Annotated in this window: 18 protein-coding genes; 12 read left to right on the top strand and 6 right to left on the bottom strand. The window is 60.6% G+C overall.

Annotation, left to right across the window (positions count from 1 at the left end):
* Both ACYQ26_RS07205 and ACYQ26_RS07200 read left to right on the top strand, forming a co-directional pair.
* The gene (locus tag ACYQ26_RS07205) at window positions 1-1191 is read left to right on the top strand and encodes an ABC transporter ATP-binding protein (RefSeq protein WP_459808197.1); all 1191 of its coding nucleotides are present in this window, start codon (window positions 1-3) and stop codon (window positions 1189-1191) included.
* 7 nt (window positions 1192-1198) lie between these two features.
* Window positions 1199-1375, top strand: a complete 177-nt coding sequence (locus ACYQ26_RS07200) for a DUF8005 family protein (RefSeq protein WP_459808196.1) — start codon at window positions 1199-1201, stop codon at window positions 1373-1375.
* A gap of 149 nt (window positions 1376-1524) precedes the next feature.
* Here ACYQ26_RS07200 and ACYQ26_RS07195 read toward each other — a convergent pair whose 3' ends face one another.
* Both ACYQ26_RS07195 and ACYQ26_RS07190 read right to left on the bottom strand, forming a co-directional pair.
* Window positions 1525-2526 carry a Gfo/Idh/MocA family protein gene (locus ACYQ26_RS07195; protein WP_459808195.1) on the bottom strand — a complete coding sequence of 334 codons (1002 nt, stop codon included), beginning with the start codon at window positions 2524-2526 and terminating at the stop codon, window positions 1525-1527.
* Between the two features lie 846 nt (window positions 2527-3372).
* On the bottom strand, window positions 3373-3609 hold the full coding sequence (locus ACYQ26_RS07190) for a hypothetical protein (RefSeq protein WP_459808194.1): 237 nt from the start codon (window positions 3607-3609) through the stop codon (window positions 3373-3375).
* A 310-nt stretch (window positions 3610-3919) separates the two neighbouring features.
* On the opposite strand from ACYQ26_RS07190, the gene ACYQ26_RS07185 reads away from it, so the two are divergent.
* The 8 genes from ACYQ26_RS07185 (at window position 3920) to ACYQ26_RS07150 (ending at window position 13951) form a co-directional block, all read left to right on the top strand.
* A complete protein-coding gene (locus tag ACYQ26_RS07185) occupies window positions 3920-4363 on the top strand; it encodes a universal stress protein (protein WP_459808192.1) in 444 nt (147 codons plus the stop codon).
* Between the two features lie 405 nt (window positions 4364-4768).
* Window positions 4769-5845, top strand: coding sequence for a mannonate dehydratase (locus tag ACYQ26_RS07180; RefSeq protein WP_459808190.1), 1077 nt, complete (start codon window positions 4769-4771; stop codon window positions 5843-5845).
* Between the two features lie 1322 nt (window positions 5846-7167).
* Window positions 7168-7926 (top strand): IclR family transcriptional regulator, encoded by a 759-nt coding sequence (locus tag ACYQ26_RS07175; protein WP_459808189.1) that lies wholly within the window; start codon window positions 7168-7170, stop codon window positions 7924-7926.
* A gap of 401 nt (window positions 7927-8327) precedes the next feature.
* Window positions 8328-9266: a TRAP transporter substrate-binding protein gene (locus ACYQ26_RS07170; protein ID WP_459808188.1), complete on the top strand. Its 939-nt coding sequence runs from the start codon at window positions 8328-8330 to the stop codon at window positions 9264-9266.
* A 57-nt stretch (window positions 9267-9323) separates the two neighbouring features.
* Complete coding sequence (locus ACYQ26_RS07165; protein ID WP_459808187.1) at window positions 9324-9884, top strand: TRAP transporter small permease; 561 nt, start codon at window positions 9324-9326, stop codon at window positions 9882-9884.
* A gap of 1 nt (window position 9885) precedes the next feature.
* The gene (locus ACYQ26_RS07160; protein ID WP_459808186.1) at window positions 9886-11181 is read left to right on the top strand and encodes a TRAP transporter large permease; all 1296 of its coding nucleotides are present in this window, start codon (window positions 9886-9888) and stop codon (window positions 11179-11181) included.
* Between the two features lie 169 nt (window positions 11182-11350).
* A complete protein-coding gene (xacF, locus tag ACYQ26_RS07155; RefSeq protein ID WP_459808185.1) occupies window positions 11351-12802 on the top strand; it encodes a 2,5-dioxovalerate dehydrogenase in 1452 nt (483 codons plus the stop codon).
* 210 nt (window positions 12803-13012) lie between these two features.
* A complete protein-coding gene (locus tag ACYQ26_RS07150) occupies window positions 13013-13951 on the top strand; it encodes a dihydrodipicolinate synthase family protein (RefSeq protein ID WP_459808184.1) in 939 nt (312 codons plus the stop codon).
* A gap of 116 nt (window positions 13952-14067) precedes the next feature.
* On the opposite strand, the gene ACYQ26_RS07145 is transcribed toward ACYQ26_RS07150, so the two are convergent.
* The 3 genes from ACYQ26_RS07145 to ACYQ26_RS07135 all read right to left on the bottom strand — a co-directional run bounded on the left by ACYQ26_RS07145 (window position 14068) and on the right by ACYQ26_RS07135 (window position 15714).
* Window positions 14068-14517, bottom strand: a complete 450-nt coding sequence (locus ACYQ26_RS07145; protein WP_459808183.1) for a response regulator — start codon at window positions 14515-14517, stop codon at window positions 14068-14070.
* Window positions 14514-14951, bottom strand: a complete 438-nt coding sequence (locus ACYQ26_RS07140) for a HalOD1 output domain-containing protein (protein WP_459808182.1) — start codon at window positions 14949-14951, stop codon at window positions 14514-14516. Before ACYQ26_RS07140 ends, ACYQ26_RS07145 begins: the two co-directional genes overlap by 4 nt.
* Before the next feature lie 79 nt (window positions 14952-15030).
* A complete protein-coding gene (locus ACYQ26_RS07135) occupies window positions 15031-15714 on the bottom strand; it encodes a helix-turn-helix domain-containing protein (RefSeq protein WP_459808181.1) in 684 nt (227 codons plus the stop codon).
* A gap of 879 nt (window positions 15715-16593) precedes the next feature.
* Between ACYQ26_RS07135 and ACYQ26_RS07130 the strand changes: the two genes are divergently transcribed.
* Window positions 16594-17748, top strand: coding sequence for a tyrosine-type recombinase/integrase (locus ACYQ26_RS07130; RefSeq protein ID WP_459808180.1), 1155 nt, complete (start codon window positions 16594-16596; stop codon window positions 17746-17748).
* 992 nt (window positions 17749-18740) lie between these two features.
* Window positions 18741-19151 carry a DUF7344 domain-containing protein gene (locus ACYQ26_RS07125; protein WP_459808179.1) on the top strand — a complete coding sequence of 137 codons (411 nt, stop codon included), beginning with the start codon at window positions 18741-18743 and terminating at the stop codon, window positions 19149-19151.
* 110 nt (window positions 19152-19261) lie between these two features.
* Here ACYQ26_RS07125 and ACYQ26_RS07120 read toward each other — a convergent pair whose 3' ends face one another.
* Window positions 19262-21748 carry a heavy metal translocating P-type ATPase gene (locus ACYQ26_RS07120; RefSeq protein WP_459808178.1) on the bottom strand — a complete coding sequence of 829 codons (2487 nt, stop codon included), beginning with the start codon at window positions 21746-21748 and terminating at the stop codon, window positions 19262-19264.
* Window positions 21749-21757 lie beyond the last annotated feature (9 nt).

Genomic DNA, 21757 nt, shown 5'->3' with positions numbered 1-21757 from the left:
ATGGGACAAGTCAATCTTACTGATACGACGAAGCGCTACGAGGACGTCGTCGCGGTCGACGAGATGAACCTCGAGATCGAGGACGGGGAGTTCCTCTGTCTCGTGGGCCCGTCGGGCTGTGGCAAGTCGACGACCCTCGAGATGATTTCGGGACTGACGCTCCCTTCGGAAGGGACCGTCGAGATCGCCGGCGAGGACGTCACGAACGACCCGCCGAAGGATCGGGACATCGCGATGGTCTTCCAGAACATCGCCCTGTTCCCCCACATGAACGTCTACGACAACATCTCGTTCGGCCTCCGACTCCGGGACTACGACGACGACGAGATCGAGCGCCGCGTCGAGCAGGCGGCGAAGATCGTCCAACTCGAGGGCATGCTCGATCGCAGCCCCGACGAGCTCTCGGGCGGCCAACAACAGCGCGTCGGCATCGCCCGCGCGATCGTGCGCGAGCCCGAGGTGTTCCTCATGGACGAGCCGCTGGCGAATCTGGACGCGAAACTGCGCGTCCACATGCGGACCGAGATCCAGCGCCTCCAGAAGGAACTGGGCATCACGACCGTCTACGTCACCCACGATCAGGAGGAGGCGATGACGATGTCTGACCGCATCGCGATCATTAACCAGGGACACCTCCAGCAGTGCGCGCCGCCCCTCGAGTGCTACAACCGGCCCGCGAACCGATTCGTCGCGGGCTTCATCGGGAGCCCGTCGATGAACATGTTCGACGGAACTGTCGGGAGCGAGGGGATCGATATCGAGTACGCCCGGCTCCAACATGCCCTCGGCGCCGAGTACGACGGTACGGACGTTACCGTCGGCGTACGTCCCGAAGACGCCTACCTCGCCTCGAGCGACGACGCCCCCGCGAATCCCAGCGCGTCGTTCGACGCCGTCGTCGACGTCCTCGAGCCGGTCGGCGACCAGACGTACGCGTACCTGATCCCACAGACCGCGCTGGCGGAGTCGGACGGCGAGACGTTCATGGGCGACGACGGCGCCCAGTTGCTCGTCAGCATCGATCCGGATAACTCGATCGCCGAGGACGACTCGGTCGAGGTCGTCTTTGACCGCGAGAAGATCCACGTCTTCGACGGCGCCACGGGCGACGCGATCGCGCACAGCCTCGTCGACGGTTCGACGGTCGAGACCGCCGCCGGCGCGTCCGCCGAGGACGGAATCGAGGGGTGATCGACGGATGGTGACGACAGTCGGCGCGCTGTTCATCGTCTCCGCAGCCGTGCTGTTTTTCTTCTGGATCTACGGGATCGTCTCGTTTTACTTCGATCTGCGACACCGGTTCCTCCCGGTCGCACGGGAGTACCTGCGGGACGACGAACAGCAAGCGCGTCCCGACCCCGAAGAGTACCTCTAAAGGGCTCCGCCGCTTCGATTCCCCGCTGTATTCGCTCCACGGACGATCGGTTTCCGAGACGCCGACCGGTCCTCCAGGAATAGGGCCGAGCGATGGCGGCGCAGCGTCCCGTTCGTTGCGACCGCTTCTTCGGCCGATCCCCGCTCGCCTTACTCGAGGTCGACCGTGACCCGCCCTCCGGTTCGGGCCGCCTCGTACGCCGCGTCGAGCAGCGCCGTCACGCGGATCACGTCCTCGAGCGTCGCCGGCGGTTCGGCGCCGGTCGCGATCGCCTCGACGAACGCCTCGATCTTCCCGCGGCCGCCGCCGTGATCGATATCGCAGACGGCGTCGGTGCCGTCCTCGTCGATCGCCGTCAACGTCGGTTCCCCCCAGTCGCGGCGGCTAAACTCGAGCGCGCCGTCGCCGTCCCAGATCTGGATCCGTTCGCGGTCGGTCGTGGCGACGGCCGAATCGGCCATCGTCGCGACGGCGCCGTTCTCGAACCGGATCGACAGCGTCGCGCGCTGGTCGATGCGCTCCGCGTCGTCGTAGAACGCCATGTCGGCGGTGACGGATTCAGGTTCGAGGCCGGTCATCCAGAGCAGCGATTCGAGAACGTGTGTCCCGACGCTGAAGAGGTGGCCACGACAGCCGATATCGGGATCGAGCCGCCAGTTCGTTCCGGCCTCGAAGTGGTCGGTCCAGTCCTGCAGTAACTCGCCGGTCATGAACGTCGGCTCCGCGTCGCCCTCGGCCCAGCGCTCGTGACCGCGGATGAACGCCGGCTCGAGGTGGCGCTGATAGCCCGCCATCAACACCTGCGAGCTGTCGGCGAACCAATCAGCGACGTCTCGGGCCTCCTCGAGATCGGCGACGACGGGTTTCTCACAGAGCACGTGGAGGCCGCGATCGAACGCCGTGCGGATCTGGTCGTAGTGAAACGCCGGCGGCGTCGCGATGATGACGGCGTCCAGCGCCGTCTGTTCGTACATGGCTTCCTCGTCGGTGTAACGGGCGTCGGGATCGACGCCGAACTCGTCGACTGCGATCTCGAGGTTGTCGGCATCGACGTCGACGACGGCCTCGAGGGTCGTATCGGAGTGGGTCGTCAGATCCCGCGCGAGATAGCGACCGAACTCGCCGAACCCCAGCATAGCTATCCGAAGCATGGTCTGGACAACCCGTGATCGGTAGTTATGCTTTTCCGTTTCTCATCCGGGCGGCTTGCAGGAGTTCAGTTTTCGGACCATCCCCGTTCGGATCGCGCTTCCCGCCGACGCTGATACGCGTCGACGGCGGAGCTCCGATCGCGTCGGTGTCGGAGTGCACCGACTCGAGAGCGGCTAGATTCCGACCCCCGACGAGTGCTCGTCTCACTGCGACATACGAAAGCGATGTCCGGACGGTGACTCTCGGCCTGGGAACTGCGGTGTTGAAGCTACTGCCATCGTTTAGTCAACGCCTCGACTGCGACTATAATTTCAATTACTAATACACAGTCATACGCTATTGTAGTGTATTATACAAACAATATACTGGTACATATGACTCTATGTCTATATACAACGGAATCAGATACAAGATATTAGCATATATCGTCTGTAGGAGGTTATAATCCAGAATACATTGCTAAAATAGTGGATGTATCAAAAAGTGGTTGGCGACTAGTGCCAGAGTCATCGTAAAGGGTCGATTTGGAGATATCTGGTATTTCGGTTATCCGCTGGCAGAAAACCGGAATCTGTATTCGTATATCGTTGTCCACACGGTGACAGCGAGATGAAGTCCGAGACAATATATTGTGCAATATATACAATCTCAATTGGGGGTACTACTGATAGCTATATTACTCATCCCGGCCTCCGATGGCCTCACCGTCCTGAAAACGCGACACACGTTCAGCCGCATGACACTCTCCGAATAGGGCTACGGGCAGCGTCGCTAACCGAACTTCACCCGTCCGCTACTCGAGGTGGCCCACAGTGACAGTGATGACCGTCGAGATCCACAGCGGATTAGCCGATATCGTCGGGATCGAGTTCCTCAAGCAATCGCCGTGTTTCGAACGAGTCGGTGTCGGGGGTAGTGATTTCTCCGGAGCACAGTCGACAGTGGTCCAGTTCGTCGGCGAGTTCTGATCGAGACCGTTCGAAAACGGTATACGCCTGCTGGAGTCCCTGACAGCCCCGATTCGTGTGGTAACGGTCGCTGTGGGGGACGACGTAGACCTGTCTGGATTGTCTCTTTGACATGCGGATCACCCGTAGCAGCGTCCAGTCTGGCATTCGTTCGAAGAACACGCACGGTGGATGAGCCGAGACCACGAGTACCTCGCTAAAGCGCAGCGGGTACGACGGGTACCTGTGTTATCGGGGGCGTCGGGATGGTCGCGCTGGTGTTTCATTTCCGGTGTCCCTATCGTGGGTTGACGCGCCGGATAAATGTATTCGATACAACGTACGGTTCAGTACGATTCTCCGGTGTTTGTGCGGACGCTCTTGACTGTGTTCGGATTTCCTGACAGTGCTGAATTTTATATATTGTCCCGACTGTGTAGACAGTATGGAGAAAGTACTTGTCGTCCAGACAGACGATGAACCGGACCAGAAACTGTTGCGCACAGCGAAGGATCACGTTACCGGAACGGAAAAAGAGATCCTGTTTTGCAGGATCGTCGATGAAAAGCAATTCCAGAACAACCTGCAGCGACAGGCGACGTCGGACAGGGACGTCGAAAGCGTCGACGAGATGGAGCAGCTCGCGACGTCCGAGGCCGACGAAATCGCGACCGATGCGTTCGGCGACGATATCTCGTACACGACACTGGGCGTGGTCGGGACGATTCCGAGTGACATCCTCAGAATCGCCGACGAGGAAAACTGCGGGCACGTGTTCGTCAGCGGCAAGAAACGCTCTCCGACTGGAAAAGCAGTTTTCGGTGACGTCGCACAGTCGATCATCCTCCAGTTCGACGGACCGGTTACCGTGACGACCCAGTCAGTGTAACGCGCTCGAATTCATCGAGTGTGGATGGCCCGGTCTTGTCCGGGCCATCGGGAGACACCGATACCGACGCGACCGAGACCATAATATTCTTTCACGAGGTAACGAGTGGATGGAAGAACTTATATTGAAAACCGACAACGAATCACGTGGCGCTAAGGGCCGTAGCAAGGTGTCGGATCATGGGTGATCCTCACGCTCCTTGGGCACTGAAAGCGCCATTCGTCGTAGCTCTCCGAAAACGCTAGTTCCGCGTTGCTGTCCCATAGCAGCGGCTACAAAATCTAGCTTTTCGGCTTTCGTCCGGCGAGTCAGTTCTCTCGTGGAAATCTCGCGTGAGTCACAGTACTCGAGTCGATCCGATATCCGCTCCGAAATAGTTTAGACGCTTCAAACGAGTGATCGGGTATGGATCGCGATAGCAATACGTCCGTCAGAGTCGGTGTTCGTACACGATCGCTTTCGCAGTCTCGATTACGATACATCCGTCAACTCGGAGCGACGGACATTTTCGTCGATCACGCGGACACGGACGAAGAACCCGACGAATTCAACGACCGGGACGGGACCGATACGATCGCGGTCGGCCCGAACCAGATCCCGTCGGTCTCGGAGCTCACGGCTGCTCGAGAGCGGATCGAAGACGCCGGTCTCTCCTTTACCGGAATTCAGTCGCTGCCGTATTCGATGTACGGCGACATCATGTTCGGTCGCGACGGTGCGGACGAGGCGCTCGAGCAGATCACCACCCTGATCCGAAACCTCGGCGAGGCCGGAATTCCGGTGTTGGGCTACCAGTGGAACCCTCGCAGCGTCGTTCCGATGCGGACTGCACCCGTCGAGACCCGCGGCGGCGCGGAGGCGACCGCTTTTGATTACGACGAACTCGACGATCCGGACGAGCTCGCACCCGGTCTCGATCGAGCCTACACCGAGGAAGAGTTCTGGGAGAACTACCAGTACTTCCTCGAGACCGTGCTCCCCGTGGCGGAAGAAGCCGGCGTCGATCTCGCGCTTCACCCCGTCGACCCGCCGGTTCTCGAGTCGCTCGGTGGTATCCCGCGTCTGTTCCGGAACGTAGAGAACTTCGAGAAGGCGATGGAACTCGTTCCCAGCGACAACCACGGGCTCAAGCTGTGTCTCGGTTGCTTCTCGCAGATGGGGGAGGACGTGACCGAGGTCATCCGTCGCTTCGGCGAACGCGATCAGATCGTCTTCATCCACTTCCGCGACGTCGTCGGAACGGTACCGAAGTTCCACGAAACGTTCGTCGACAAGGGTAACTTCGACACCGCAGAGGCAGTTCGGACGCTCCACGACGTCGGTTTCGACGGTCCCGTCATCCCGGACCACGTACCGAAAATGGAGGGCGACGACGACTGGCGACACCGCGCTCGTGGGTTTACCGTCGGCTACCTTCGGGGCGTTATCGATACGGTTCGATCGGAACCGTCTCGGACGACTCAGGTGGCGGAGACGGAATAACCGCCGTCGTCGTTTGCGGCGTATGATTTTATTGGCTGTCGTGCTACTAGTGGCGTGTACAATGCGTTGCGACAGTTGTAACCGTACGTTGGTTGCGCCGTACGAGAACCCCCTCTTCATGTGCGAGGAATGCGGGTACGTTCCGCCGCAGGGAGCTGATTAACGGCTATACGACCACGGTTGTCGGGTTCGACGTCGTTCGGTCGCGTTACGTCGTCAGTTTAGCGCCCGTAGTGTCCCGTCGTCGATCTCGATCCGTTCAGGCGCCCCCGTGGTTTCTCGCTCGTCGTCCTCGTGTTCGCGATTGACTCCACGTCGGACCCACCACGAACGGCAATTCGTCGGTCCGTTGTGCTCCGTCTCGACTGTCGACGCGTTCGAGGGCGACTACTGATTCCGTTTCGGTCCGATCTATCGAAGCTCCTGCATTCTATCAGCGATGCATTCCGCCGTTTCGACCCTGTTGGCTTCTAGCGGAGCCAATCGAGCCGCGTCGTCAAATTCTCCGAACTACACCCGTACTACTAGTTTGCTCGGCGTTCGGTTCCGCTACCGGCACCTTTCTCTAACAGAGAAAATGACGTTTTATAGTATATCTTATATTTGAATCAGCGTCACTGGTTGGTGGGGAAAATAAGCGGACTCAGTGTGCAGTTCCTCTTCTCCCTCCGATCCTGATGGAGTTACTCCTCTCCCGGATTCTCTAATGGTGAAAAGCCATTCCGTACGAACAGCGCATTGTTTTACTACTGTCGATTCTATAATGGAAATTGAAGCTGGCACGCTGTGTACCGGTCGATCTTCGATACGGCGCGAAATCTATTCTCTCCTCCCGTCAGTAGCAGACGGTCCGCCGATCCCATCAAATATCTCAGGAGTGCGGACTAGCCGGTTGCTCTTTTGCGATCTCTATTACAATAGTACCTGTGTAAACAGCCGCTTCACATAGGTTGTTTTCCGGCCCGAAAGAAGATTATTTTTGTTACTTGTTGGAGGTCATCTGGAAGTTACACTGATACGACTGTAAATCGTTTCTGCGCCTGTTTTACTATAGTACATGCGTAAATGAATCGGCGGTGGTTTCTCTGTCAGAGAATCCTTGTCGATAACCGTGCGAAGGAGCAGGGAGAGCGGTCATCGTTCCAGATCCCGTATCTGACGCCCGGATCTCCGGGAGTGAAGGTGACTATCGGGAGTGGTGACGCGTTGGACCGCTACTCGAGGACGGCGTTACGAATCGAGAGTGGCGTACTTCGCTCGTCGTCGTTCACGATTCTCTATCGAAGAAAATCCTTATAAGATCATGTCTCGAACGGCGAGGTATGGGATACAAGGCTGAATACCCGGTCAAAGCGACCGAAACGTCGCTCGAGATTATCGATCTCCTCCAAGAGCTAGACAGAGCGGGCGTGACGGAACTCGCCACGGAGTTGGACCTCGCCCCCAGCGCCGTTCACAAACACCTCAGTACCCTCCAGGAGCACCGATACGTCGTCAAGGACGGATCGAAGTACCGGTTGGGGCTCCGGTTTTTCGAGTTAGGGGGATACACGCGCCACCGAATGGAACTCTACAATACGGCGAAGCCGGAACTTAAAGCGCTAGCGGAGGAGACGGGCGAAAAGACGAACCTCCTGGTCGAGGAGCACGGACTCGGAATCTACATCTACCGCTCGATGGGGAACCAAGCGGTTCAGATCAACACGTACACGGGCGAGTCCGTCTACCTCCACAACACCGCGCTCGGAAAGGCGATTCTGGCTCACCTTCCGGAAGAACGGGTCCACGAAATCGTCGACCGCCACGGACTTCCGTCTGCGACCGACCGAACGATCACCGACGTCGACGAACTCTTCGACGTGCTTGCGGAGATCCGAGACCGGGGGTTCGCTTTCGACGACGAAGAGCGGATCAACGGGCTTCGATGCGTAGCGGTTCCGCTCTTGGACGACGGGACGGCTATCGGTGCGATAAGCGTGTCCGGTCCGCGGAGTCGAATGACCGACGAGCGGTTCCGAGAGGAGATTCCGACCAAGCTGTCCCAGAAGGCGAACCTGATTGAGCTCGATCTAACCTATTGATCGAGTCCGTTTCGCCCGCTTCCGTCTCTCGATCGGTGATCTGCGGCCACGGTCGCTCGTCTCGAGATGGTGCCGTCGGTCGGTCGTAACGGTGTAGCCCTCACGTGAACTCGTTGCCGGCTGACCGAGATGACCGGCCCTCACCTCGTCTCGCTGGTGGTTTGGACTGGTACAGCGATCCTGGAGTTCCGATCGTCACCCGCACCTTGGTATAACCGGAGTGGGATTTACAGATATATTATGGGAAAAATAGGGATAGATTCATATACCACCGTTACAATGGTGAGAGTATGTCTGGCAATCAGGCAACCGGTAAGGATAGCCGTTTAGCTAATATGACGCGCCGTCAGGCCGTCAAATTGGGAATCGGTGCATCCAGTATCGCAACTCTCGCCGGTTGTATGGGCGGCAGTAGCGGCGGCAGTGGCAGCGGCGGCACGACCATCACGATGGCGAGCGTGATGAAAGAGGGAACCTCGCCGGTCTACGCGGGGAAACAGTTCAAGCAACGTATCGAAGAGGAGTCCGACGGTGACATCACCGTCGAGTTCTCCTACGGCGGTTCGTACGGGTCGGAGTCCGAGACGTTCGATCTGATGGCCCAGGGGTCCGTTGACATGTACACCGGCGGATCGGACGCCTACGACATCCACGCGCCCGAGTACTACTTCTTCAACTCCCCGTTCGTCCTCGAGAGTTTCGAACAGCAGCAGCGGATCATGGAGACGGACGAGTTCCAGGAAGAAGTGTACCCCGCTCTCGAAGAAGCGGGGATCAAGCCCGTCGGTCCTCGAATCTACAGAGGAATGCGCCATTACACGTCGAACGAACCGGTGCGTACTCCCGACGACGTTCAGGGGATGGACCTCCGGCTTCCGAACCACGATTCGTGGGTGAGTGCGTGGGAATCCGTTGGCGCGAGTCCGTCACCCGTCTCGCTCGACGAACTGTACTCGGCCCTGCAGCAGGGAGTCGTCGCGGCTTCGGAAGGCCCGCCCGCCCAGATCGCCTCGCTTAGCCTGTGGGAAGTGCAGGACTACTACAGCCTCACCAGCCATCTTCCCCAGAGCGGACAGATGTACGTCGGTACCAGCTTCTACGAGGGCCTGGATCAGTCTCAGCAGGATCTGGTCGACGAGGTCGTCAACGAGGTCACTCAGGAGGCAACCCAGTGGGCTCGAGATTCGGAGGAAGAACTGCTCACGGAGGCCGAAGAAAACGGCATGGAGATCATCGAAGACGTCGACTCGGAGGCGTTCTACGAGGCGGCTGCTCCTGCGATCGAACAGCTATTCGAAGACAAGTACGCGGGTTCGTGGGAGCAGTGGCGTAACGTCTAAGTGAGTCAGTCCCGCTGAACCGGTGCTATTATACCACACCAAGCATCATTATTGAGTATGGATATCGACCAGTCATTGGGGTTAAAACAGGATACATGGTACGATTGGCTCGTACTTAACGTAGCAACGTTCATTTTCGTTTTAATGTTAGTGCTGACAGTGGCACAAATTATCGTCCGCGTCTTTAACCTCCCAATTAGCGGAGGCGCGTGGTGGACGGAACCGCTCGCGCGATATTTGCTCATCGTCGGGACGTACGGCGGGGCCGCAGTCGCCTCCAGAAACGGTGAACACATCAAGATGACAATCGTCGCTGACCAGCTCGAACAACGGTCTCCGGTGGCCGGGATGATCGTCGACGTCCTCGCACAGGTCCTGACGATCGCGTTCCTGATCATGCTAGGGTACGCCGGATTCCGTGCGACGGTTCAGAACTGGAGCACGCCCATGATCGGTGTTGGAGCAGTCCATCAGGGATGGATATACGGGACGATATCGGCGTTCATCGCGATGATGGTGTTTTACGAACTGCTCAATCTCCGCTCGACGCTGACGACGACTGAGGTCGGTCAACAACTCATGAACAAGGAAAACCGCGCGAACAAGGAGGGTGAATAAGATGGAACTGTTACTGATCGGACTGATATTCCTCGGCGGACTGCTGGTCCTCTACGCGCTTGGCATGCCCGTCGCGGTCGCGATCGGGTCGGCATGCGTTCTCATCATGTTCTCCCCGTTCGGCCCGTCCCTTAATTACGGCCTGATGTCGAATCAGTTGATGCACGGGCTGAACTCGTTTACGCTGCTCGCAGTGCCGTTCTATCTCATGTTGGGCCGGTTAATGAACCGGACGGACATGACCTCGGACGTGTTCGACTTCGCCAACGCCATCTTCGGACGGGTCCGAGGCGGCATTGCACAGGTCAACATCGGCGCGAGCGTCATCTTCTCCGGGATGTCCGGGCTGGCGGTCGCCGACGCTGCGGGACTCGGCCGCGTCGAGTACAACGCGATGCGCGATCAGGGCTACGACAAGAAGACGGCGATCGGTGTTACCGGTGCGTCGTCGATCATCGGTCCGATCATCCCGCCGAGCGTTCCGATCATTCTGTACGGCGTGTTAGCCGAAGAATCGATCGGCGCACTGTTTCTGGCCGGGATCGTACCGGGGCTGCTGATCGCTGCCGTCCTTTCCGTGTTCACCTATCTCGTCGTGCGGTGGAAGGGATACGGGAAGGGCGAAGCTGCCGGACTCCGGACGATCGGCCGGGAATTCGTTAACGCGCTCCCCGCGTTACTGATCCCCGTGTTCATCGTCGGCGGCATCCTTTCCGGGGTGTTCACCGCGACGGAAGCCGGCGCGGTCGCGGTCATCTATGCGATCGGGCTCGGCTTCTATCAGGGCTCGCTTACGGGCGAGGTCCTCCTCCAGGAGTTCCAGGAGGGGATGGTCGAGACGTTCTCCATCCTGTTTATCATCTCCCTGGCGATGCTGTACGGCCTCGTCGCGTTGCAACTCCGGATTCCGATCCTGCTCGCCGACGCGATCACCGGATTCACGACTAATCCGACCGTCGCGATTCTGATCTTCGTTCCGCTGTTCATGCTCATCGGGACGTTCATGAGCATCACCGCCACGATCATGATCATGGTCCCGATCCTGATGCCGATCATCGAGACGCTCGGGATCGATCCCATCCACTTCGGGATCGTGATGATCCTCTCGCTCATGACCGGCGTCGTCACGCCGCCGCTTGGCTCGGTCCTCTTCGTGCTCGAGAAGGTGACCGACGCGTCTCTCGAGACGGTCATGCGCGCGATGGTACTGTTCTACATCCCGCTCCTGATCGTCATCCTCATCGTCGCGGTCGTGCCCGAGGTCTCGGTCTACGTCCCGAACAACTTCTTCTTCTAACGCCCGGTCCGTTTCTGTTTTCGGTCCGGTGTACTGCCGCGAGGTCGTCGCCGGCGACGGTTGGTCGGCCGGTCGCCAGCAGCGCGGATAGGATTCGCTAGGTCCGCCGCTCGCTGACCGAACGGTGATCACAATTCATGTATACCAGAACCCACAACGTTGAAACGGAATGTCGACAGTGTACGCTAACTATATCGACGGACAGTGGAGTGAATCGGAAAGCGGCGACACGTTCGAGGTTCGAAACCCCGCAGATACCGACGAGGTGGTTGGACGGTATCAATCGTCGACGCGAGCGGACGTCGAAACGGCGATCGACGCGGCGGTCGCCGCGCAGGACGAATGGGCCGATACCCCCGGTCCGAGTCGCGGTGAGATCCTCAAAGAAGCCGGGAACCGCCTCGCTGCCCGCAAAGACGACGCGACGGAGACGTTGGTCCGAGAGGAGGGCAAGACCCGCAGCGAGGCCGCCGGCGAAGTCCAGCGTGCGATCGATATCTTCTCGTACTACGCCGAGAAGGCTCGCGACCTCGGCGGAACGTCGAAAGCTCCGAGCGCGCCCGGAAAAGAACTCTACACGAAGCCCGAGCCGCTGGGGACGGTCGGACTCATCACCCCGTGGAACTACCCCATCGCGATTCCGGCCTGGAAGATCGCCCCCGCGCTCGCGACCGGAAACACGCTGGTCATCAAACCCGCGTCGGAGGCACCGAACATGACGCGGATCGTTTTCGAGTGTCTCGACGAGGCGGGACTGCCGGACGGCGTCGCGAACTTCGTCACCGGTTCGGGAAGCGAAGTGGGTGCACCGCTGGCGTCCCACGACGACATCGACGCCGTGTCGTTCACCGGGAGCACGGCGGTCGGCACGACGGTCGCGCAGACGGCGGCGGACGATCTGAAGCGCGTCCAGTGCGAGATGGGCGGCAAGAACCCCACGGTGGTCATGCCGAGCGCCGACGTCGACGAGGCCGCCGACATCGTCGGTGTCGGTGCGTTCGGAACGACCGGCCAGTCGTGTACCGCCTGTTCCCGCGCCATCGTCCACGAGGACATCGCCGACGAGTTCGTCGACGCGATCACCGACTACGCGGAATCGATCGAAATCGGGCCGGGTCTCGAGGACCCCGACATGGGCCCGCACGTCAGCCGAAGCGAACTTGAATCGACGCTCGAGTACGTCGACATCGCTCGAGACGACGGCGCGACGGTAGAGACCGGCGGCGATGAACCCGACGGTGACGAATACGACGGCGGGTTCTTCGTCGAACCGACCGTCGTCACCGACGTCGAAAGCGAGATGCGGATCGCCCAGGAGGAAGTGTTCGGTCCGGTGCTTGCCGTCATCACGGTCGGCGACTTCGAGGAAGCGCTCGAGGTGGCGAACGACGTCGAGTACGGACTGTCCGCGAGCATCGTCACGCAGGACCTCACGGAGGCCAACCGATTCGTCGAAGACGTCGAAGCCGGCGTCGCCAAGGTCAACGAGAAGACGACGGGGCTGGAACTCCACGTTCCGTTCGGCGGTTACAAGAACTCCTCGACGAACACCTACCGCGAACAGGGCGATGCGGGACTCGACTTCTTCACAAGCACGAAGACGGTCTACCTGAACTACTAACGTCTCTCGAGGGAGATGCGGAGCTGAATCGTCGGGTACGAGCTCCGCCGATCACTCTCTGAACCGATTCTCGCGGCCGGTGGTCGTGGGAGAACGAGCCAGCGGGATCGGACCATCCGGTCCGACGACCGTTCATCGGACAACGGTGATTTCGTCGTTCAATTGGCCGTAGACGATGGTTTTATGCCGATTGCCGCTACATAACGACTCATGGCATTATCTGCCGAGCAGGTGCAGGAACACCTCCGTGGAGTAGCTGTCGGATTACTTACACCTTTCGACGAAAACGGCGACATCGAGTACGAGAAGATAACGGAAAACGCGAGGGCGCTTCACGACAAGGGCGTCGAAACGTTCCTCGCGACCGCAAACATCAGCGAGTACCACTCTCTGTCACAGCGCGAGCGGATCGCAGTCGCAGAGGCGGCCCTCGAGGGGCTTCCGGAAACCGCCTGCGTGCTCGCAGGCGTCGGCGGCAGCACCGCCAACGGTCAGGAACTCGTTCGAGAGTACGAGCAACTCGGCGTCGACGCGATGATGATCATGCCGCCGGACCACACCTACATCCACGAAGCGGGCCTCCTCGAGTACTACCGAAAGCTCGGAGCGAACACCGACCGACCGCTCGTTCCCTACGTCCGCGGGTTCGATCCGTCCGTCGACTACCTCGGCAAGCTCACGCGACTCGACAGCGTCGTCGGGATCAAGTACGCGCTGAAAGACACCGTGAAGCTCGGCGCTGGAATCGCTGCGGGGAGCGACGACGTCGTCTGGGTCAACGGCCTGGCGGAACCGTTCGCGGTCGCATACTGGGCGGAGGGTGTCGAAGGGTTCTCCGCGGGCGTGAGTAACTTCCGGCCGGAGATCGGACTCGAGCTGTTCGACGCGCTGTCTGAGGGCGAGTGGGACCGTGCGCGAGAGATCCGAAACATCTGTCTTCCGTACCAGAACCTCCGCGAGGAGTACGGTGATAACAACGAGATTCCAGGAGCCGCCAGCGTGCCGGTCGTCAAGAAGGGGCTCGAGCTCGCGGGACTTCACGGCGGAAACGTCCGCGAGCCGATCCGCCCGCTCCCCGATCGAATCGAACGCGAAGCCGAAGAGCGCTACGACGAACTCGAAGACAACATCGATCGCCTGATCAATTGAGACGACGCCCGCGGCCGTGAGCGCAGCCGACGACCAGTTATTTCTCTGTCCAGCCATCTCGATCACGTCTACATTCTTGATTATTAGATGTGTGATCCTCGGACGCCGTCGAATAGTTACTGCGATGATACCGGCGGAAGCTGTGCTTCGTGAATCCAGAACGCCTCGATCGCCTGTGCCAGCGACACGAATTCATCAGGGTTCCTCGGTTTCGACAGATAGGCGTTTGCAGCCAACTCGTAACTTTTCACCACGTCATCGTCTGCCCGTGAGCTCGTGAGGACGAGAACTGGGAGTGGTGGATACGCCTCGTTCTCCCGGAGTTCTTCGAGGACTTCGAATCCGTCTTTCCGAGGCATATTCAGATCGAGGAGCAACAAATCCGGATACGCGTCCGTATCGCAGCGGTCACGGAGGAACTCGAGGGCTTCGTTCCCGCTCGTTGCCGTGTGAAACGTCGGTTCGATGTCTGTCTCGTGGAACGCCTCTTTGATGAGTCGGATATCGCCGCGATTATCCTCCGCGAGGAGGATATCTACGGATTCGCTAACGGCGTTAGCAGTCATACGCTGATCTCACCTACTTTTCTGACGGGCGTGTGTCCGGTGTCGGTAAAGTGGTCGATTGCTCGTCGACTTACATCGACGTGATCGTCGGTCCCCGTCGCTGTCGCCTCCCAGCCACAGGCCGAACAGACGATTCGGAGGGGTGACCCGCCGTTTGTTCCCTCGTCTTGCGTTTGCTGTATTTGATCCTCGGTCCCGTGGATGACGATCGGTTCACGGCCGCGGATGACGACTGTGTATCCGGCGTACTCGAACGAGAGGTGGCCCGAGTCCCGATCACGAAAGAGGGTATCCAGCGCTTCCGGATCGATCGTCTCGTAGAGCGGTGGCATCTCCGGCGGAGGTATTTCTTTCTGCTCTGCGATTCCCAGTACGATCGCTTCGCTGAGGCTGGTCTCCTCGGAGACGGCGATTTCGGCGTACGTTGGTTTCATCATCAGACCCTAGGAGAGTGACGAGAAAGGGCGTAGCGCTTTCCGCGGCACCGTTTTAAATCGGGACTGCTGTTCAGCGTCAGTCTTCGACCCTGTCGGTGGCCTGGATTGGTTCGGGAGTGGGGGTGGTCCGAACGGCTGCGTCGACGAGGTTGTCCGTGGCTCGGCGCAGAAGTTCCGACAGGTTCTGATGCGACATCTCGAGCTCGTCGGCCAGTTCGCGCGTCGAGATTTCGCGGGGGACCTTGTAGTAGCCCAGTTCTTTCGCCCGTCGGAGCGCATTGCGTTGGGCCGGCGTCAGTTTTCCTCCCATGTGCCGCGGATCGTCCGGTCGGGAAAGTTCCAAGAGCGTGTAGTCGTACTCCGCTTCGGCGAGAACGTCGCGGAACGCATCGAATTGGTCGCGGGTGCCAAAGCGGATGCGGATCTCCCAGCCGTCGGCGGTGGCCTCGGCGTGAAGGATCGACGCTTCGCTGTCGACGTACGCGTTAATTTTCGCTTCGATGTCTGCGCTCCATTCCAGTTGATAGAACTTTTCGTCGCCGAACTCCGTCGCGTCAACGATGGTGTCGACGGTTGGTTCGTCCGCAAGCGCGGTATCCAGTTGGTCGAAGTCGACGTTGCTGGCCCACATGCAGGGCATCGTCCACTTGGTGCTGTGAGCCGCCACCCGTTGGGCCTCGAATCGAAGGTCGGGGAGTTGGTCGAACGTGTCCGTAAGGGCGAGCGCATCGAGCTCGATCCGGAATGCTGCGAGGAGCATACGACTGTTACAACACCGATAGATATAACGTAGTATGTGGGGCCTGGGAACGAGGACCGGTCTCGGATTCCCACTGTGAACAACGCTGCCGTGTTTCGTGAGGCGGATACCGATGTTCGAAAACCGTGATTCGGGGATTGACGGCGTTTTATACCCGTTGGCTAGTGCTTCGAAAACGGATAGTCCGATCGACCCCGAAAGTGATTATATATTCACAGAGCGTAGGAAGTGATGGCGAAGTCGAAATATGGAAACGAGCAGCGAACGACAACGTATCCTTGCCGTCTGTTCCGACTGTGAGAGGATCATTCCGGTTTGGAAATCGTCCGACGGAGACGTGTACCCGGTCACAGCGCACAGCGCCTGTTCATCCGAGTGTGTTTCCCCCGAGTATCGGATCCTCAGGGGAAGGTTCAACGCGGATGGTCCACGCATATCGTAACCGATTGACGCTGGATGGCCTCGGTTTTTGTCATCCACTTATTTTCCCGGCTACCGGGACGTTCGTGGCGGAGTTAGGTGCGACGGCAGTTGCGAGGTATGCGGGCCGGCGTTGTGCCCCGTCGTATTCAACGCGAGCAGTCGCTGCGTCAGTTGCGAGTTCGTCGACGGTGATCGCTATGCTCGCTCGAGGAATCGGATAGCGGACGCGTGAGAATAGCGGTTTGGCGGAATCTGAACTGCGCCCTCTAGTACCGAGAAACGGGTATTTGATATAGCGATATGGAATTTATATCTGCGCCGATGATCCTATTCGGCCGATAGAGCCTTCGAGGAGACCAGTATCGCGCGGCGACCGATTTCCACACCTCACTTTGCATTAGTCCAGTAATCACAAGTAGCTTTACTATCCCCGACGCCGTACGGTCGTCGCAGTCGATGGATTCCACAGATTCAGGGGCTCGACCCCACGGGAAACCCCTCGAGGACGCCCTCGCGGAGTGTCTCGAGAGCAAAGCGAACGCGGCGCCGAACTACCGCCAGAACCTCGAGCGAGTCGTCACCGACTGGATCGACTTCTGCCGGGATCGCGGCGTCGAGACGCTCGACGACGTCTCTCAGCGACTCATGGGCGCCTACGCCGGCCACCTCGCTCGTCGCGTCGAGGCCGGCGAGTCCGACGCAGTGGACGGCGGAATCGCCGCCTCGACCGCCTGGACCTACTACGATTACGTCTCGGCGTTTCTCACGTGGGCGGTCAAATGGGACTACCTCGCGGAAAATCCCGCCGAGAAGGGGCCGGCTCGAGAGAGCATGCCCGATCGGCCCTCGAGCGGCGAGTACGAGCGCCAGTACTGGCAGCCGGCACAGCGTCAGGCGGTCCTCGAGTTCGTCCGCCGGCGCGTCGACAGCGCCTACCAGGAGCCGGTCGCCCCGACACCGATTCTGCACAAGCGGCTTCGCGACCGCGCGTTCGTCGCCACGATCGCTTACTCCGGGGTCCGCGGCGGCGAGATCGTCAAAGATCCGAACGACCCGCGCCGGACCGGGATCCGGTGGACCGACGTGGACCTCGAGGCGGGGACGATGTGGATTCTCGGGAAGAATCAGGAGCGCGAACCCGCACAACTGCCGGAGCAAGCGTCAACGCCGCTTCGACGGTGGTACGAGGCCTACGACCCGCCGAGCGACGACTGGCCGGTCTTCCCGTCGCTCCACGTCCCGACGTTGTCGCGGAACCTCGGGGCCGAGCTCGGCGGCGAGGAACGCGACCGGCGGACCGAACGGCGAGGCTACTGGACGGTCGCGCTCGAGGCGGGGGTCGAACCGCCGTCGATCACGACCGAGGGCGCGCGGTCGCTCATGCGCCGGCTTTCGACAGTTGCTGACGTCCCAGATCTCGAGGACGGCGAGTATCTGAAGCCCCACGGCGCCCGGCGCGGCGTCGGCGAGTTGCTCTACAAGGAGAAGGGGCACCAGCGCGCCCAGCGGACGCTCCGACACGCCGATCCGAAGACGACGAGTCAGATGTACTCCCACATCGAAGCGAGCGAATTAGCAGAAGATAATACCGAGGTGTTTGAGACGGAATAATCGGTTAGCGTGTCTCAGCCGTCGGCTACGACGAACGACGATTCGGCCAAACGGGATAAATCATATGTCGCTATAGAAATTGGGCCCCCTCGATCGAAATCACGCCGATGCAATCACGGACCTGCCTCGTGACCAAGCCACCGCGTTCAGATACCGGTTCTGCCCTGGAGGAACCGTCTAGTCAGCGCGTCAAGCAAGTCGTAGTGGTGGGCCGGAACGTTGTAGCAGGTGTGCTCAACGATTCGACGCGCAGAATGTGACTGTGTGATCCGACGCGACGCCCGTCAGGCCGTTCGCCGACGCCTCTACGCGCCGGGTGTTAAATTCGATCGACGACCGCAAGGGATTCGTCATTTATTAGCGTCGGACGTTCTCGTCGAGTGAACTGGAACCGAGTACGTCGGTCGGCTGACAGCGTTTTCGATCCGCCGACCGTGACGTCGTCGCGATCTCTATTGATGGAATTCTGTCAATAAAGACTCCCGATCGTATTGGTCGTTTACTACAATACGCTTGAGCTCACGGTCGGTTCTCGACATTACGGGCGTCTGACGGCGGGGTACCGATCTAGCCACCGTATTCGTTCAGAGACTGACCGAGAGACGCGATCTTCTCGAGGTCGTACTCTCGCGGACGGTATCTACTCACGTTCTCGATTCGGATCGAGCGTCAGCGCACTCCGTTAATCGAAATCTGATCGAAGGGAGTTCCGCTGAAAAGCGAGCCGTCCGCTCCTCCCTCTCGTGGGTGGACAATCGGACGCGATCGGGAAATAGATTGAATGAGATGCCCACGACTACGGAATGGTATCTCAGACTAATAATGTCACTAGTATATCTGAAGCGGTGATACGCTGAATGGTATTACGGAATCACGACCAATTTGCACTAATAGCAGAACTCACATCATCGTGAATATCCCAAGCGAGCAGATTGTCGTAGTGTATCACTGATTAGGAAAACTCTTTATTGGTTTAGTCGTGTTTTCCCTCTATGTGTGGTGATGACACGCCTGCGAACGAAACCACCGATAGTGTCGACTCGAGACGACGGGGCGACGATTTGACGGTTGACGTCCCGATTAATATCGGCGATCTCTTTCGAATTCTTGCGAACGAACGGACGCGCTATCTCTTGTATCTCCTGACTGCTCGAGGGGGAACGGTTCACCGCAAAGAGATCGAACGCTATTTCGATAGCGAAGACGTCGGTATCGAACTACGTCACAATCAACTGCCGCGTCTCGCCGATCACGGTATTATCGACTATCATCGAGAAGCGGGGAGCGTCACCCTTACGCCGATCGGTGACGAACTGAAACCGGTCATCGAGAGGGTTCAGGGTTGGGAGAACGACGAAGTCGACGAATTTCTACGACAGGCAAAGCGGGACAATATCCCGTAGACGGCCGAGTGCACGGAGTACGCTGGATTCCAGGAGCGGACGCAGCGGACCGGCGTACCAACGTCGTGAGCGGCCGTTTCCGATACGCGCTCCGCATCGACGGCGCTCGCTCAGATCGACCGCGCGGAATTACAGACGACGAGCGCGCTACTCGCAGCCATCGCGACGGCGGCGAACAGCGGATTCAACAGCCCGCTGATCGCCAGCGGGATTGCGACCGCGTTGTAGGCGAAGGCCCAGCCGAGGTTCTGCCTGATCCGTCGGTGAGTCCGCGTCGCGACGGCGAAGGTCTCCCCGGCGGCCGCCAGCTCGTCGTTGACGATCACCGCGTCGGCCGCGTCGATCGCCAGCTCCGTCCCGCTTCCCATCGCGATTCCGACGTCGGCGGCCGCCAGCGCGGGCGCGTCGTTGCTCCCGTCGCCGATCATCGCGACCGTCCCTCGAGCCCGGAGGCGCTCGACCGTCTCGGCTTTCCCCTCCGGCGGCACGCCCGCGAAGACCTCGTCGACGGTCTCGAGTTCCCGGAACTGATCCGCGGCGGTGCCGTCGTCGCCGGTGAGGACGACGACCTCGCGTCCGTCGCCGAGCGACTCGAGGGCCGCGTCCAGGTCGGCACGCGGTGAGTCGCCGACGGCGACGACGCCGCGGGTCCGGCCGCCCCAGCCGACGACGACCGGCACGTTCCCGGTCGCACGTACGTCGTCGACGGCCGTCTCGAGCACGGCGGGGATCGATTGGCCCCGTTCGCGGACGAACTCGGGGTGGCCGACGACGACGCGCTCGCCGTCGACGAGCCCGCTGACGCCGCGGTCGGCCTGTTCGAAGCTTTCGACCGTGCCCGCGTCCGAGTCCGCATCCGCGTCCGTGAACGCCTCGATCGCGTCGTCGGGAGCGGCGTCCGTCACGGCCGCGGCGATCGGGTGCTCCGAGAGCGCTTCGATCGCGCCGGCACGGCGGAGCAGGTCGTCCTCGTCGACGCCGTCGGCGAGGTGGACATCGTCGACGGCCATCGCGCCGGTCGTGAGCGTTCCCGTCTTGTCGAGGACGACGACGTCGACGTCGGGGGCGTCTTCGAAGATCGTCTCGGCGGCGACGACGATCCCCCGTTCGGCGGCCGCCCGAATTCCGGCGGCGACCGCCAGCGGCGTCGCGAGCCCGAGCGCGCAGGGGCAAGAGACGATCACGACCGTCAGTCCGACCAGCAGCGCCCTCGACGGTTCGGCGCCGGTGAGCAGGAGGGCGGCGGTCGTGCCGACCGCGAGGGCGACGACCAGCGGCACGAAGACCGTCGCGAGCTTGTCCGCGAGCCGCTGGATGCCGGGCCGGGAGCTCTGAATCGACCACAGGACGGAGACGAGCCGATCGAGCGTGCTCTCGGCCTCGTCCCCGACCGCGACGACGATCGGCGCGTCGGTGACGACCGTGCCGCCGCGGACGGCGTCGCCCGGCCCCTTTCCGACGGGAAGCGATTCGCCGGTGACCAGCGACTCGTCGATCGCGGCCGTTCCCTCGACGATCTCGCCGTCGAGGGGGACGCGCTCGCCGGGCCGGACCAGGAGCCGGTCACCTGGCTCGACGGCGTCGATCGGCACCGTCTCGCCGCCTTCCCGACGCGCCCGATCGACCTGCTGTTCCGTGAGGTCGGAGAGCAATCCGGTCGCCCGGCGCTTGACCGCCCGCTCGTAGCGGGTGCCCGCGGTGACGACGAGCACGATCGCGACGGTGACGTCGAAGTAGAGGTGGAGCTGCCCGAGGAGCGTGGCGACGGCGCTGTAGACGTACGCGCCGAGCGCGGCCGTCGCCACGAGGAGATCCATGTTCGGGCGTCCCGCCCGGAGGCTGACGATCGCACCCCGAAGGATCGGATAGCCGGCGTAAAAGAGGACGATCGACGTGAACACCCAGACGTTCGCGGCCAGGAAGATCCCGTCGTAGGACCCGAACTCCGCGACGGGCTCGAACCCAAAGTACGTCGGGTAGAGAAAGAGGGCGTACCACATCATGACCATCATTCCGAAGAAGCCGCCGATGAGCAGCCGAAGTAGCCCGTCGTCCGAACCGGAGCCGCCGTCGGTCCCGTCGGTCGTTCGCTCGGAGGCGGTGTAGCCGTAGCCGGAGACCAGTTCCGGCAGTTCGTCCGCCGAGAGCTGCTCGGGATCGTAGACGATTCGGATCGTGTCCGTCGCGTAACTGGCCGCTGCGCCGTGGACGCCGTCCTCGCGTTCGGCCATCGACTCGAGGAACGCCTCGCAGGTCGAACAGTGCATTCCCTCGACCGCGAGGAAGGCGTCCTCGCCCTCGAGGGAGTCGAGGTCGCGACCGTGATCGTCGTCTCCGTCCTGTCGCACCCGCTCCGGCATGTCCGCGGGGGCGTCGGTGCTGCCGAGCGCGCGGGCGACCTCGAGACAACCCTGACAGCAGAACGAGCCGTCGACGTCGTCGCCGGTGATCGGATCGGCCGGCGTCGGCAGTTCGCAGAGATCGCAGTCGTCGGCGGATGAGGCGGGTGATTCGGTGTCGGAGTCGGCGTCGGCGCCGGTACGCGCATCTAGACCGGGACGCCGACGCGTTGCGGGTCGACCGTGGGTGTCGTTCATTCGGAACCA

The organism is Halopiger thermotolerans (assembly GCF_054654555.1).
This window is presented reverse-complemented; position numbering and strand designations above follow the sequence as displayed.

Bases quoted from the DNA above. Each gene is read 5' to 3' on its own strand.
- ACYQ26_RS07160 (WP_459808186.1), top strand. From the start codon at position 9,886: ATGGAACTGTTACTGATCGGACTGATATTCCTCGGCGGACTGCTGGTC.
- xacF (WP_459808185.1), top strand. From the start codon at position 11,351: ATGTCGACAGTGTACGCTAACTATATCGACGGACAGTGGAGTGAATCG.
- ACYQ26_RS07190 (WP_459808194.1), bottom strand. From the start codon at position 3,609: ATGTCAAAGAGACAATCCAGACAGGTCTACGTCGTCCCCCACAGCGAC.
- ACYQ26_RS07200 (WP_459808196.1), top strand. From the start codon at position 1,199: ATGGTGACGACAGTCGGCGCGCTGTTCATCGTCTCCGCAGCCGTGCTG.
- ACYQ26_RS07165 (WP_459808187.1), top strand. From the start codon at position 9,324: ATGGATATCGACCAGTCATTGGGGTTAAAACAGGATACATGGTACGAT.
- ACYQ26_RS07195 (WP_459808195.1), bottom strand. From the start codon at position 2,526: ATGCTTCGGATAGCTATGCTGGGGTTCGGCGAGTTCGGTCGCTATCTC.
- ACYQ26_RS07125 (WP_459808179.1), top strand. From the start codon at position 18,741: ATGTGTGGTGATGACACGCCTGCGAACGAAACCACCGATAGTGTCGAC.
- ACYQ26_RS07140 (WP_459808182.1), bottom strand. From the start codon at position 14,951: ATGAAACCAACGTACGCCGAAATCGCCGTCTCCGAGGAGACCAGCCTC.
- ACYQ26_RS07145 (WP_459808183.1), bottom strand. From the start codon at position 14,517: ATGACTGCTAACGCCGTTAGCGAATCCGTAGATATCCTCCTCGCGGAG.
- ACYQ26_RS07185 (WP_459808192.1), top strand. From the start codon at position 3,920: ATGGAGAAAGTACTTGTCGTCCAGACAGACGATGAACCGGACCAGAAA.
- ACYQ26_RS07130 (WP_459808180.1), top strand. From the start codon at position 16,594: ATGGATTCCACAGATTCAGGGGCTCGACCCCACGGGAAACCCCTCGAG.
- ACYQ26_RS07175 (WP_459808189.1), top strand. From the start codon at position 7,168: ATGGGATACAAGGCTGAATACCCGGTCAAAGCGACCGAAACGTCGCTC.
- ACYQ26_RS07135 (WP_459808181.1), bottom strand. From the start codon at position 15,714: ATGCTCCTCGCAGCATTCCGGATCGAGCTCGATGCGCTCGCCCTTACG.
- ACYQ26_RS07120 (WP_459808178.1), bottom strand. From the start codon at position 21,748: ATGAACGACACCCACGGTCGACCCGCAACGCGTCGGCGTCCCGGTCTA.
- ACYQ26_RS07180 (WP_459808190.1), top strand. From the start codon at position 4,769: ATGGATCGCGATAGCAATACGTCCGTCAGAGTCGGTGTTCGTACACGA.
- ACYQ26_RS07205 (WP_459808197.1), top strand. From the start codon at position 1: ATGGGACAAGTCAATCTTACTGATACGACGAAGCGCTACGAGGACGTC.
- ACYQ26_RS07170 (WP_459808188.1), top strand. From the start codon at position 8,328: ATGGGCGGCAGTAGCGGCGGCAGTGGCAGCGGCGGCACGACCATCACG.
- ACYQ26_RS07150 (WP_459808184.1), top strand. From the start codon at position 13,013: ATGGCATTATCTGCCGAGCAGGTGCAGGAACACCTCCGTGGAGTAGCT.